Raw genomic sequence first — 14,327 nt, 5'->3', positions numbered from 1 at the left:
TTATTTTTCCATTCTATGACGCTGGCATAAGGATTCTAAATTACATTATAGCATTGCTATTTTTTGCCTATATATGGACACACATTATATATAAGCAGCGTTTTTGTTGGTAAGGTTCTGTCAACGATAGTGTTTATTTTATGAGCGTAATAGTTATTACTTTATTTTTGTTCAGGTAGTGTTAAGCTAACAAAAATTAACCAAAGATCGGCGATATGTATATGGGGTAACATCATATTAGGTGCTATTCAGTACCCTTGGTCATGGTTAGATGTTTTTGATGATGACATATTTGGCATACTTATCGGCCTAATGTGTCATACAGAGTTTTCAATCCCCCGTAATGCTCTGTTTTAAATATGCTTTCAAGGAGCAAACAATGACCTATATTAAAATGATGATGGTGGCTATGGTATTAGCACTGTCACCAATTGCAAGTCATGCCAATCAACAAGAACAATCAGAAGCACTGCTTTTCTCCGCTGAATATGGTCATATGCCATCAGTTGTAGCGGCGCTAGACAACGGTGCAAATGTTAATCACATGAACTCAGATCGTGAGACAGCGATGCATAAAGCAGCGTCACGTGGTCACTTGCACATCATTCAGTATTTGAGAGCGAAGGGAGGCAATATGAATGCACGTACCGTCAAAAACTGGATCCCGTTGCATCATGCTGTACGCTTTGGACATCAACACGTTGTAAATTACTTGTTGGCAAGTGGTGCGCCGGTAAACTTTCGTACCTCAGATGGTGCGACGGTTTTTGACATTGCTGAAGTAATGGGTAATGTGAGAATGATGAATTTTTTAAGTAGATATAAGCGATAGCCAGTTTTAGTGACTACCAAAAAGCTTCAGTAAAAATAACAAATATGTTCAGTCATCTATGAAATAGTTTTTTATTTCGTAGATATTCAGCCTAGATCAGTAATGTTTTTCGTATTCATCGCAGAGCCTTGCTTGGAGTGATATGTTGATTTGCTAAAAACATATCACCGATATTTAAGGAGAGAAACATGGGATTTTTTCCCGATCTTGGTTTATGGCACATTGTGCTTATTACATTAGGTCTGACGCATATAACAATTGTTTCAGTGACCGTCTTTTTACATCGTTCACAGGCACATAACTCCGTTACTCTTGGACCAATTCTATTTCACTTTTTCCGCTTTTGGCTATGGCTAACGACGGGTATTGTTACGCTAGAGTGGGTGGCTATCCATCGTAAACACCACTCTAAGTGTGAAACAGAAGACGATCCGCACAGTCCACAAATTCACGGTTTGAATAAAGTGCTGTGGGGTGGCTTATTTTTGTACCGCAAAGAAGCACAAAACATAGAGACATTAGAAAAATACGGTCGTGGTACACCCAAAGACTGGCTAGAAAATAACGTTTACAAAAAGCACCCTGCAGCGGGTATTTCAATTATGCTAGTGCTTGATTTGTTATTATTCGGTTGGTTTGGTCTAGCGGTATGGGTTGTTCAAATGGCATGGATTCCATTCTGGGCTGCTGGCGTCATTAATGGTGTTGCGCACTTTGTGGGCTACCGTAATTGGTCTACTGGTGACGCTTCTCGCAATATCTCACCGATTGGTATTTTGGTGGGTGGTGAAGAGCTGCACAACAATCATCACGCATTTGCTTCATCTGCACGCTTATCTAATAAATGGTATGAAATCGACATCGGTTGGTTTTACATTCGTTTAATGGAAATTCTAAAAATGGCCAAGGTAAATAAAGTAGCGCCACGACTTAGAGTGAACCGTAAGAAGTTAAGTGTAGATTTGGAAACAATGAGCGCCGTATTAGGTAACCGCATGCAGGTTATTTCTAATTTTGGTAAGCAAGTGGTTAATCCTGTGCTTAAAACTGAGTTAGTTGCTTTTGATAAAGCAGATCAAACGCTTATTCAGCGAGTATTGAGTGGTGCGGTAGAGCTTGAAACAGACGCTAAAGAGCGAGTGTTAAAGCTGTTAGCGACAAGCCCTTCTCTGCAGTCAGTGTATAAAGCACAAGAGCAGTTGCATGAGTTATGGGGCCGTACGACCTCAAACCAACAGGCTCGTTTAGAGTCAGTTCAAGCTTGGGTTCATGATGCTGAAGAAACAGGTATTCACTCGCTGCAAGTATTTGCCCAACGCTTACGCGGATACTCGATGGTTTAAGTGTTACCGATCGTTTTAGTTGTTTGTTAGAAGAAAGAGAGCTGTAATATTCAGCTCTCTTTTTTTATGCCATTTAGGTATGTATTAACGAGAAGGGTGCAAAGCTTGACCAAGGCGATGGCCTCTTTAACCATTGAGTCGCAACTGTGTTATACAGCGAACGGAAATCTGACGTATAAATTAGATCACCGTTATTATCTAGTTGATCTAGTCTTGGCGCTTTTCCATGAAAACCACCACGTACACGCCCACCCATCACAAAATGAGCCGCCGCAGTACCATGGTCGGTTCCGCCACTTTTATTCTCTGCTGCACGTCGACCAAACTCCGAATAGGTCATGACAACAACGTTATCCCACTGACCATGCTGTTTCATTTCTTCTGCGAAAGCTGAAAGGCCTTGAGCGAGTTGTTTTAGTAGTCGGTCTTGAGTTTTTAGTTGTCCCCTGTGAGTGTCAAATCCACCTAGTTCAACTTTATAGATGCTAGCGCCTAGATCATTTCGCACTAAGTGTGCTGCTTGCTCAAGCTGCTTTCCGAACTTGTTTTTAGGGAACGTTGTTTTACTGCTTTGCCCCCCATTTAATGTTTGAATAACTGACTTGGCATTTTGTTGTACGTTATTTTGAACGTCCAAAATTCGTGATAATGCATTGTTAGACGTTTCTGCTCGAACAGCTTTTAGGCGTTTCGCGAGCGCTTCATAGCTTTTGGCATCTTCCATAACGAGTGTGTCTAGAGTCTCTCCTGCCATAGGGCCGGCGTCACTACCAATAACAACCCCAGTCAGATGGTCTGTTCTTGTTGTATAGAGTTTTGATAACCAACCTTCAGTGTCATAGTCATCAGAGTCACTGCCTGACTCCCAAATTTCTATTGAGCGGAAGTGAGAGCGGTTAGGGTTACTATAACCAAGCCCATGAAGCCAGGCCATCTCGCCTGCACTCCAATGCTTCATAAGAGGTTGTAACGCTTTATGCATTGCAAAACCCTCATTGAGAGCGATGGTGTCAGTAGTCTTTAACGCAAGCTTAGGACGCAGTTTTCGGTAGTTATCATCATCAATAGGTACTAAGGTATTGAGTGCATCATTTGCGCCTTTCAGCTCGACTAATAATAATATCGGAGCTTTCGCCTGATTTGCTTTAGCAAAAATATTGCTTGATAAGCCTAGTGTTGGAAGCAGGCTTGATAGTTGAATGAATTCTCTTCTGTTCATTATAGTGTCCTCACTTCAGTTGGTAGGCAGGATCAAGTAACAACGCTTGTAGGCGTTGACGTGGTTGTTTAGATTTGATGGGTGTGATGGCTGGGATGGGTAATAACCAAGCCTCCCACATTTCAATAGGTAGCGTTGGCGTTGCAGTCGGAGGCATTTCTTTTGCTTTTTTAGCTTGAGCCTGCATCATCATTTGGGATGGCGCTTTTTGGTTGTTATTATTACCACGAGTCAAGCGTCTAAGAAATTGCTGTCTTACCGGCAATGTAATTCCATCAACCCAAGCAGCTCCACCTGGCCAGCCTTTAACATTAGGTGGATTATAGAGTTCTTGCCCCATCCTTTTTAGCTGCGCATGAAGCGACTGAACAGGAAGGTTTTTATCTTCGAGGTCGAGCGTTCTGGTCGTCCCTATGATTATATCCATAGGTGACTTAATCAACGTACCCTTGTACTTTCCATCCCAGAAAGCATCACTAGAGAAAATATCTTTCAACAGTGGTTTGATCTCATAGTTATTACTACGTAATGTATGCGCCCAGCGTTTTATTGTTGCTGTTTCTGGGGTATCGGTGCTGACAAACTCATACCACAGTTTAGTTGCGACAAACTCAGCTGTTTTAGGATGCTTAAGTAAGATATTTAAAACATCGTGACTATCAAAACGCCCTTGCTTGCCTAAAATAACTTTCTGGCCGCTATCGTAGTTTCTTTTGCCAAGTACCGCTTTGTTGTTCTTATTCAAGCGCCAACCAGTAAAAGCCCTGGCCACTTCTTTGACGTCTTGGTCGGTGTAGTTACCTTCACCAAGTGTAAATAATTCTAATAGCTCACGTGCAAAATTTTCGTTTGGTTTGCCTTTTTTATTACTCTGCCCATCAAGGTAGACCAGCATAAGTGGGTCAAAGCTAATCCGTTTTAGTAAATCAGCATAGTTTCCTAGTGCCTGCTCTCTCATTAGCAGCGTTTGATTTTTCATTAAGTCAATCGTTCTAGAGGATCTGACAATGGAGCTTGTAAAGTGGTTGTGCCAAAACCACGTCATACGCTCTTGAAGTGCTGTTGGGTTTTCTAGAAGTTGGCTAATCGCCCACCTTTGCAGGATACCGCGCTCTTTTCTGACCATTTTATTAGCTTTAAAGCGACTGTCAGGGCCTTTTTCATTTCGTACTTTTCTCACCTCATCAAAAGATGAGAATCGAGGTAGTGGCACTAAATAATCCGTAGGCATATTTAACAGGTAGTCGATTGCTTGCGGTTTAGTCATCTGAGATAATATTTCAATCATCTCCAACTCTGCCCCAATGCCAGACCTTTCAACGAGGTGTTTGCTTTGCTCGAATGTGAGTGTAGCCATAGGTAAATACCATTCAGAATAGTAATTGTTTATTCATTATTTATAGACTTATTAGCGTGTACAGCAGCGCGCTATTGAAGCTTATTATTGGTCATATCTTATTACGTGTCTCCTTACATATGGTTAACCAACGTCAATTACCCGCACCAATGGTGAGCAAAATATCAATTAATAATCATAAAAAACAACCAGAATAAACTTAAGTTGTTGATAAAAAAGTCATTACTGTTTATGGCACAACTTTTGCTTATTGTTATATAACAGTTATTGCTCCCGTCAACGGCGATGGGAATCGCAATACATACATTACATTTTGCGTGTCGCTGCGCAGTATTAATCCGGGTAAAGAAGCCCTGAATCGTCTGAGTAATATTTGGACAGTTCAGGGCTTTTTGCTTTTTAGGGAGATGAGTTAATGCTTAAACAGAATTTGGTCTTGATCGGAAACGGAATGGCTGGTGTGCGAACGCTTGAAGAGTTACTAAAGCTCGACGCAGATCGTTACAACATAACAGTCTTTGGTGAAGAGCCTTACGGTAACTACAACCGAATCATGCTGTCGCCAGTACTGGCAAGTGAAAAAACAGTCGATGAGATTATGTTGAATGATCTTCAGTGGTATGAAGATAACAACATCACACTACACACAGACAAAAAAGTTACCAAAATTCAGCGTAAAGAGCAGGTAGTGACAACGGATTGCGGCATGAGCGTGCCTTACGATCGGTTGATCATCGCAACAGGCTCAACGCCATTCATGTTACCAATTCCGGGTGCGAACAAAGAAGGTGTCATCGGCTTCCGTGACATCAAAGACGTTAACACCATGATGGCGGCGACTAAAAAGTATGAGCATGCAGTTGTCATCGGTGGTGGTCTGCTTGGACTTGAAGCAGCAAATGGATTAATGAAGCAGGGAATGACTGTTTCAGTTGTTCACCTTGGTGCAAGCCTAATGGATCGTCAGTTAGATACACCTGCTGCAACGATGCTGCGTAAGTCACTAGAAGAGCGTGGCATGAACTTCCTAATGGAGCACAGCAGTGCTGAAGTATTAGGTGGCGAGCGTGTGACAGGCTTACGCTTCAATGACGACACAGAAGTAAAAGCAGACCTACTAGTGATGGCAGTTGGTATCAAACCAAGCATCGCACTCGCCCAATCAGCAGGTTTACATTGTGAGCGTGGTCTTATTGTTGATGACACCATGCAAACGTATGACCCTAAAATATATGCAGTCGGTGAGTGTGCGCAGCATCGTGGTATCGCTTACGGACTTGTAGCACCTCTTTGGGACCAGGCTAAAGTATGTGCTAATCACCTTGCAGAGATGGGAATTGCGCGTTACCTAGGTACAGTTACTTCAACAAAACTGAAAGTAACGGGTATCGACTTATTTTCAGCCGGTGACTTCGTTGGTAACGACAACTCAGAAGAGATTGTTTTCCAAGATGTATCAGCGGGTGTCTACAAGAAAGTAGTCCTAGAAAATAACATCATCAAAGGCGCTGTCATGTACGGAGACACCGCTGATGGCGGCTGGTTCTTCCAAATGATCAAAGACGAGATGGATGTTTCAGAATTCCGTGACACATTGATCTTTGGTCAAGCAGCAGGCTCATCAGATACTGACCCGCTAGAGCGTATCGCAGCAATGCCAGACGACGCAGAGATCTGTGGTTGTAACGGTGTTAGCAAGTGCACAATCGTTAATGAAATCAAAGCAAAAGGCCTAACGACTTTAGCTGAAGTACAAGCTCACACGAAAGCATCAGCGTCATGTGGCTCATGTACTGGTCTAGTAGAATCAGTCATTGCATTTGCAACAGGCGCAGAGCTTGCAGCACCGAAAGCAAAGCCAGTATGTGGCTGTACAGATGCGAACCACGAAGAAGTACGTCAAGGCATCGTTAATATGCAGTTGACGACAATGAAAGCGGTTCGTGAACAGTTTAACTGGACTAACCCTGACGGTTGCGCAAGCTGTCGTCCGGCGCTTAACTATTACCTACTATGTGCGTTCCCACTAACTTACCAAGATGATCCACAGTCTCGTTTCGTTAATGAGCGTGTACACGGAAACATCCAGAAAGACGGTACTTATTCAGTCGTTCCTCGTATGTTTGGTGGTTTATGTACTGCTCAAAACCTACGTGACATCGCCGATATTTCAGACAAGTTCAAAGTACCTGAAATGAAGGTTACGGGTGGTCAGCGTATTGACTTATTCGGTATTAAGAAAGAAGAGCTACCAGCAATTTGGCATGACCTAAGTGAAGCAGGCTTTGTCTCAGGACACGCTTACGCAAAAGGTTTACGTACAGTAAAGACTTGTATTGGTAAGCGCTGGTGTCGTGTTGGAACACAAGACTCAACAGGTCTGGGTGTAAAGCTGGAAGAGCTAACATGGGGCTCTTGGATGCCACATAAGTTCAAGATTGCAGTGTCTGGTTGCCCACGTAACTGTGCAGAAGCAACGATCAAAGATTTCGGCATTATCTGTGTTGACTCTGGTTATGAGCTACATGTCGCTGGTAACGGTGGTATCACTGTTCGTGTAACAGACTTCCTTTGTAAAGTTGAAACAGAAGAAGAAGTTATCGAATATTGTGCGGCATTTACACAGTTCTATCGCGAAGATGCACACTACCTTGAGCGTACAGCACCATGGGTTGAGCGTATTGGTCTAGAAAGAGTGAAGGAAGCATTAGAAACTGCTGAGCAGAGAGAGACACTTGCTGAGCGTTTTGCAATCTCTCAGAAAAATGCACAGATCGACCCTTGGAAAGAACGTGCTAAAGGCGTGGAAGCGCTTGAATTTGCACCGATTAAAGTATCAGCGTTAGGAGAATTAGTATGAGTGAGTGGATTGAAGTAGTTGCACTGGAAGACATTCCGGTACTAGGTTCTCGCATTGTAGAGTCGGATGTTGGTTCAAATATTGCATTGTTTAGAACAACCGATGATCAAGTGTTTGCGATTCGTGATGAGTGTCCGCATAAACAAGGGCCATTATCACAAGGCATTATGCACGGCAGCTCGGTCACTTGCCCATTACACAATTGGAAAATTGACCTTGCTAGCGGCTCTGCATTAGGCGCTGACGAAGGTTGTACCAACGTGTTTCCTGTCAAAGTTGAGCAAGGCAAAGTCTTGCTAAACCTAACAGCGAAAGGCTAAGTATTGCATGCAAAAGCGTGCAGCCCAAAGTGTGTGAAGATAACCGCGAAGTAGGTAAACATGTCTGAATTAAGCAGTAATCCAGTAAGCACAACTTGCCCATATTGTGGTGTAGGGTGTGGCGTCAAGGTAGAACAAGGCCTAGACGGGGCAGTGAAGGTCACACCTGACCAGAAACACCCGGCTAACCTTGGACGACTATGCTCAAAAGGCATGGCACTTGGTGACACGCTGGATAATCCACAGCGCTTGTTATACCCAGAAATCGAGGGTAAACAAGTCAGCTGGGATGTGGCCTCTACCGAGGTAGCACAACGCTTTAACAGCATTATAGAAGAACACGGCTCAGAAGCCGTGGCCTTCTATGTCTCAGGCCAGTTACTGACCGAAGACTACTATGTTGCCAACAAGCTAATGAAAGGATTCATTGGCTCGGCAAACATCGATACCAACTCGCGGTTATGTATGTCATCCGCAGTAGTGGCACACAAGCGAGCGTTTGGTGAGGACTTAGTACCTTGCAACTATGAAGATTTAGAGCAAACCGACTTAATCGTCTTGATCGGTAGCAATACCGCGTGGTGTCACCCTGTTTTGTATCAACGAATGGTTGCTGCAAAGAAGGAAAATCCCGCGCTTAGAGTCGTTTTGATTGATCCACGTGAAACACAAACAGCGGATCTTGCTGACCTTCACTTACCGCTAAAACCGGGTAGTGATGCGTTCCTGTTTAATGGTTTGCTAGCTTACTTAGCAGACAACGGGCACACGGCGACTGCTTTTGTCGCACAGCATACCGATAACTCGGTAGGCGCAATTAATGAAGCAAAAACAAGCGCAAAAGATGTTGTGGCAGTCGCTGAGCAATGCGGCTTGTCAGTTGAAGCAGTAAACGCGTTTTACGCCTTATTTGCCTCAACTGACAAGGTCGTATCTGTCTTTTCACAAGGCGTAAACCAGTCCTCAAGCGGTGCTGATAAGGGTAATGCCTTAATCAACTGCCACTTGCTGACAGGAAAAATTGGTAAGCCAGGAATGGGGCCGTTCTCATTCACCGGTCAGCCAAATGCCATGGGTGGACGCGAGGTTGGTGGACTAGCCAACATGCTTGCAGCGCACATGGAGATAGAAAACTCTGAAAGTCGCCAATTGGTGCAGGATTTTTGGCAATCGCCAACGATTGCACCAAAACAAGGCTTGAAAGCGGTCGATCTTTTTGAAGCCGTTCATAGCGGAAAAATAAAAGCCGTTTGGATCATGGCGACCAACCCAGCAGTGAGTTTGCCAAACACTAATCGCGTGCGTGAAGCACTCGACATGTGTGAAAACGTCATCGTGTCTGACTGTGTATCCAACACCGATACGCTGAAGTACGCGAACATTCGCCTACCTGCGTTAACGTGGGGTGAGCGTAATGGAACCGTGACGAATAGTGAGCGAGCTATTTCTCGTCAACGACCATTTCTTGATGCTCCCGGTGAAGCAAAGCCTGACTGGCAGATCATTACCGAAGTAGCTCACAAAATGGGTCATGCAGAGCAGTTCCAATATGATATTTCACTGGATGTTTTCCGTGAACATGCAGCGTTAAGTGGTTACAAAAATGAAGGCGAGCGTTGTTTCGATATCTCTCCACTGGCAGATTTGTCAGTAGAAGAGTTTGACGCACTGCAACCTTTTCAATGGCCGCTAAAAGAAAATGCTGATGGTTCCCTAGTAGGTACTCAGCGTTTATTTGAAGATGGAAAATTCTTCACGCCGAATGGCAAAGCCCGATTTATCAGTGTATCCGCTGAAATGCCGGCCACACAAACCTCTGATGAGTACTCCCTAATACTCAACACGGGGCGCGTGCGGGATCACTGGCATACCATGACACGTACTGGTACTTCGGCGCGTTTGTCCTCTCATGTTTCACAGCCTACGGTAGAGCTTAACCCTGACGACGCCGACATGCGTGGCGTTAAAGAGGGCGACTTACTACGCGTTCACAACGAATACGGAGAGCTGTGCTTACCTGCCAAATTTGATAAAGGTTTGCGTAAAGGTAATGTATTTGTACCGATTCACTGGACGAAACAGTTTAGTGGCTCGTCGGTGGTTAGTGATGTTATGCCACCTATTGTTGACCCTGTGTCAGGGCAACCAGAGTCTAAATTTTCAGCGGTTGAGATTGAAGCCGTTGATACAGTTTGGCATGGATTCCTAATCTCTCGTCGCCAACTCAATCTTGATATGGCGAGCTTCTGGCACTGTCAAAAAGTCGAAGGCGCTTGGTACTACAGTTTGGCAGGTGAACAACTGCCTGAAAACTGGGCTGAGATGAGTCGTGAGTTACTTTGTCAGTCAGATGATAAAGGTGACTGGGCAGAGTACTTTGACAAGTCCCGTCAAATTTACCGAGGTGCACGTTTTGTGAATGACAGGCTTGAGAGCTGTGTATTTGTCAGTCAAACGGCTAAGGAGCTTCCTGCAACCAACTGGCTAAAACAGTTATTTACTCAAGAGTCATTGAACAAAGAAGAGCGACTGAGTTTACTGTCTGGCAAGCCAAGTACGCCAATGGAAGACACGGGTAAAGTGGTCTGTTCTTGCTTTAATATCGGTGAAAAGACGATAAAATCGGCGATTCAAGCGCAGAAGCTTTGTAGCGTTGAAGAGATTGGGGCTTGCTTGAAGGCGGGTACTAACTGTGGTTCTTGTATTCCTGAGCTGAAAGGCTTTTTGTAAGAAATAATATCTACGCCCTTGGCTGCAATGGCTGAGGGTGGTTTATACTTTGCTCTGAGTGAACTGTTAATTCTACTATTAGGCACAGGTCTGAGTTCTGTTTTAAAGCTTGCAGAATAGACGTACGTTTATTGTTTTCATGAACGTTAATACTTGAAAAATTGTAAAGCACCTCATAAAAAAAATCTTAAATCCTGATAATATATTAAAAGGTCTTAGACCTTATTGATCCATTATTAGGTAAAAAAGAGTTGAGTCTTATGGCGAAAGATAATCATCACTACGTTCCTCAGGGGTACCTTCGAGGCTTCACAATAGAAGGAGAAAAATCACTTATTTGGGAGTACGATAAAAACACTGGAGAGATCTCACGCCAAGCAAAGTCGATAAGATATATATGTGCCAAACACCATTATTATGCCCAGAAACGCGAAGATGGGTCGAATGATCATGAGTCTATGGAGAATGCCTTTTGTAAGATAGAGGATGAGTCTCCGCGGGTGATTAAGAAGATCAAATTCCCTGGCACCGGCAATAAAGTGATTTTAACTGATGAAGAACGTGTAATTCTAAGTTTTTTCGCAGCTATTCAGCTTTTTCGAGTCCCAAGTTTCCGTGAAGGCATTAATGAGACGTATCAAAAATTAATGGAAATGTCATTTGGTCATATAGTGGCTAAGAGCAAAGCTGATGGAACTTTGCCAAAAAAAATTGAAGAGTTACACGAACGTGGCGAAATAGAAATTGATATCGAGCCGTTTGTAAGCTTGAGGCCGATGATTAATATGGCTACAGAGGGGGCTGCTAGATTGCAGGAAAAAATATGGAGTTTCGCCGTACCAGCTGATGGAATGACCTTCGTTACTTCTGATAATCCAGTTTACTTCCAAGTGCCGGAAGAATATAGAGAAGAAGTTGGTGACCACTTTGGACCAATGCATCCGCTTTCTGAAGTGACACTTCCGCTCAGAAAGGACCTTATGCTTATCTTCTCTCCTTCTATAAAGCGAACGTCAAGCCAATACAATATTCTGGATTGCGCATCAGTACAACTCGATAAATTTGATACAAGGAACATGAATAAACGAACTACACTTGCAGCGGCACAGTATGTGTATTCTTCTGAAAAGTCAGAGACATTAGCCCGAATGGTTGGCAAACTCAAAGGTTCTTCTCAGCGTCTTGTTGTGTAATAACCTAATAAGAAAAGTAAGGCTGATGCCGGCTTTGACGCCGAAGTTTATTTGAGCGTTAGATTCATTGGAGAGTATGTGCAATATTCAGATTGAAATTATTTGCTTTGGATCAAAAAACTGCAGAAAGGCCGCATACTTACTAAGCAGTTATAGACTAAAGCCACCAAAATCAATTCTCAGAAATAAGCTCAGGCTTCAAGTAGGGCACTAAAAACGGCTTATGCTCAGCGATTTCATCCAAGCTTAACCCTGTCATTTCATAAGGAAACACGAGCCAATCTTCGGTCTTGTGCAATACAAAATCAGGTTTAATATCAACCGACTTATACGAAGCACGTTGCCACAGTGTCGCAACTTTGACTTCTTTAGGCATGTTACGTTTAAGTATGAAGTTCAGTCGGTTGATCACCGCTTCGATGTTTTTTCCGGTACTAAACACGTCATCCACAATCAGCAGTGAGTCATCGGCATTTAAGTGTTCGAGCAAGAAACCTGTGCCATGCACACGAATATCAGAAGAGGGCGCATTCGCCATTTCATGATATGAGGGTTGTCCGCGATAGGACGTACGCAGCGAAATATGGTTCGTCTCAACACCTAAGGCTTGAAGGCATTCTTGAACATAAATACCAACTGAGCTACCGCCACGCCATAAACCGACGATGAAAGTTGGCCTGCAGCCTGACTCGAAGATGTTTACACCCAGTTTAAAAGCATCTTCAATGAGTTTTTGTTCATCAAGAAATTTCTTATTCATAGCGATAGGTGCAAAGTGAAAGTATTAATATACTCTACTAATGCGGCTTTGATAAAGTCGATTACACTCAACTAACGACTAAGTTAACGGTTTTACTATGAACAAAGTTTATCTAACCGCACAAGATCTGCTGGAAGACTCGTTTAAATTAGCACATCAAGTGCTGGAGTCAGGTTTTAAACCTACTTTCATCATCGCTGTGTGGCGTGGTGGCGCACCGATTGGTATTGCTGTTCAAGAGTACTTAGAGTTTCACAACGTGCCGACGGATAACATTGCGATTCGTACCTCGTCCTATTCAGGGATTGATAATCAGTCACGCGAAGTTAAAGTCTTTGGTTTGGAGTATTTGGTTAAAAATATTCAACACCACGATCGTTTATTGATTGTCGATGATGTGTTCGATACTGGCCGATCTGTGGAAGCAATCATTAACGCATTAAAGGCGCAAGCGCGTTTGAATACGCCAGAAGATATTCGTATTGCCGTGCCGTATTATAAACCTAGCCGAAATCAGGTCGATTTTGCGCCTGACTATGTCGTGCATGAAACGTCGGATTGGTTGAAGTATCCGCATTCGTTGGAAGGGCTGACGGTTGAGGAAATGGAGCAGAAGCGACCTGAGATTTTTGAGATTCTTAAGGATCATTTGCCAGCTGTGAAGTAAAGCCTCAAGTTACAGAGTGAGTCATGACAGTGAGCAGCACATTAAATATTACAAATGGTGATTGTGCCGTTGAGATAATGAAAAAAGCAGGCATTTCTGGTGAGTTCCTGCCTTGGCGTGATGTCTTGCATGAAGGACCGGTTCCTGCGGGGTTATCACTTGAGGAGTTGTCTAAGGTAAGGGCGCAGTTTATTGCTGATCGAGGCTGGGGAACTGTCGAAGAAATTACAGAATGCTTCGTTGAAAGAGATAACGTGCTGAAGGCTTTTGGCGAATATCAAAAAGTCATTTTATGGTTTGAGTATGACCTTTATGACCAGCTGCAAGTCATTCAAATATTGGATTGGTTTGCTCAGCAAGACTTGGTTGGTGTTGAGTTATCAATCATTTGTACTGACCAATACTTGGGACTGCTTTCACCTGACGAAATGAAGCTGCTTGTGCAATATGAGCAGCCTGTTACAGAATCCCACTTGAATTTATCTACAAAGGCTTGGGCGGCTTTTCGCTCAGACACACCTGAAAAGTGGTGTGAGCTTTTGAGTGAGGAAACTTCGGCTTTACCTTTTTTGGAAGGTGCTGTTGTTAGGATGTTGGAAGAGTATCCGAGTTGTCTTAATGGTTTATCTCGAACGGCAGAGCAGGCGTTGAAGGTGATTTCTGAGGGTGAGAAATCATTGATGAAGGTCTTTTCTAAAACGCAGAAAATGGAAGAGAGGAAGTTCTTAGGGGATGCTAGTTTTTGGGTGGTGCTTAATGAGTTGCTTGGGTCTAGTCTGCCTTTGATTGAGGTTTCTGAAGGAGAGGCGTTAACTTTGCCTGCTTTAGAGGGGCGGGAATTAACTGTCACAGAAGCTGGGTTAGGCGTGTTGGCGGGGAAGGTTAATTGGCTTGATGTGTCTAAGGTTGATCGTTGGGTTGGTGGTGTGCATTTAACGTCTGAGAGTGTTTGGTGTTGGGATATCAGTGGATAATTTAATATACGAAAGCCTCTGATAAACGATTAAAAATCAAAGGTATAGTAATCGTTGTTTGTGGTATATACT

At 43.4% G+C, this 14,327-nt stretch carries 11 protein-coding genes; 8 read left to right on the top strand and 3 right to left on the bottom strand.

What is annotated here, in order from left to right:
* Positions 1-379: 379 nt before the first annotated feature.
* Both DKT75_RS05540 and DKT75_RS05535 read left to right on the top strand, forming a co-directional pair.
* The gene (locus DKT75_RS05540; protein ID WP_158278798.1) at positions 380-832 is read left to right on the top strand and encodes an ankyrin repeat domain-containing protein; all 453 of its coding nucleotides are present in this window, start codon (positions 380-382) and stop codon (positions 830-832) included.
* A 188-nt stretch (positions 833-1,020) separates the two neighbouring features.
* Positions 1,021-2,175, top strand: a complete 1,155-nt coding sequence (locus DKT75_RS05535) for a DesA family fatty acid desaturase (protein ID WP_109822434.1) — start codon at positions 1,021-1,023, stop codon at positions 2,173-2,175.
* A 73-nt stretch (positions 2,176-2,248) separates the two neighbouring features.
* Here the strand turns inward: DKT75_RS05535 and DKT75_RS05530 are convergent, their stop codons facing one another.
* On the bottom strand, positions 2,249-3,394 hold the full coding sequence (locus tag DKT75_RS05530; protein WP_109822433.1) for a DUF1501 domain-containing protein: 1,146 nt from the start codon (positions 3,392-3,394) through the stop codon (positions 2,249-2,251).
* Positions 3,395-3,404: 10 nt separating this feature from the next.
* Positions 3,405-4,751: a DUF1800 domain-containing protein gene (locus tag DKT75_RS05525; protein WP_109822432.1), complete on the bottom strand. Its 1,347-nt coding sequence runs from the start codon at positions 4,749-4,751 to the stop codon at positions 3,405-3,407.
* Between the two features lie 415 nt (positions 4,752-5,166).
* Here DKT75_RS05525 and nirB point away from each other — a divergent pair, with 415 nt between their 5' ends.
* From nirB to DKT75_RS05505, 4 genes are all read left to right on the top strand, one after another.
* Positions 5,167-7,611, top strand: a complete 2,445-nt coding sequence (gene nirB, locus DKT75_RS05520) for a nitrite reductase large subunit NirB (RefSeq protein WP_109822431.1) — start codon at positions 5,167-5,169, stop codon at positions 7,609-7,611.
* Positions 7,608-7,931, top strand: coding sequence for a nitrite reductase small subunit NirD (gene nirD, locus DKT75_RS05515; RefSeq protein ID WP_109822430.1), 324 nt, complete (start codon positions 7,608-7,610; stop codon positions 7,929-7,931). The genes nirB and nirD overlap by 4 nt, the downstream gene beginning before the upstream one ends.
* A gap of 60 nt (positions 7,932-7,991) precedes the next feature.
* Positions 7,992-10,661: a nitrate reductase gene (locus DKT75_RS05510; protein ID WP_109822429.1), complete on the top strand. Its 2,670-nt coding sequence runs from the start codon at positions 7,992-7,994 to the stop codon at positions 10,659-10,661.
* Positions 10,662-10,921: 260 nt separating this feature from the next.
* Positions 10,922-11,854 (top strand): DUF4238 domain-containing protein, encoded by a 933-nt coding sequence (locus tag DKT75_RS05505; RefSeq protein WP_109822428.1) that lies wholly within the window; start codon positions 10,922-10,924, stop codon positions 11,852-11,854.
* Positions 11,855-12,026: 172 nt separating this feature from the next.
* Here the strand turns inward: DKT75_RS05505 and DKT75_RS05500 are convergent, their stop codons facing one another.
* Positions 12,027-12,614, bottom strand: a complete 588-nt coding sequence (locus tag DKT75_RS05500) for a phosphoribosyltransferase (RefSeq protein WP_109822427.1) — start codon at positions 12,612-12,614, stop codon at positions 12,027-12,029.
* A gap of 97 nt (positions 12,615-12,711) precedes the next feature.
* Between DKT75_RS05500 and DKT75_RS05495 the strand changes: the two genes are divergently transcribed.
* Together DKT75_RS05495 and DKT75_RS05490 are read left to right on the top strand one after the other, a co-directional pair.
* Complete coding sequence (locus DKT75_RS05495; RefSeq protein WP_109822426.1) at positions 12,712-13,281, top strand: phosphoribosyltransferase; 570 nt, start codon at positions 12,712-12,714, stop codon at positions 13,279-13,281.
* Between the two features lie 23 nt (positions 13,282-13,304).
* On the top strand, positions 13,305-14,255 hold the full coding sequence (locus DKT75_RS05490) for a hypothetical protein (protein WP_109822425.1): 951 nt from the start codon (positions 13,305-13,307) through the stop codon (positions 14,253-14,255).
* Positions 14,256-14,327 lie beyond the last annotated feature (72 nt).

This window comes from Leucothrix arctica (assembly GCF_003172895.1).
GTDB lineage: Bacteria > Pseudomonadota > Gammaproteobacteria > Thiotrichales > Thiotrichaceae > Leucothrix > Leucothrix arctica.
This window is presented reverse-complemented; position numbering and strand designations above follow the sequence as displayed.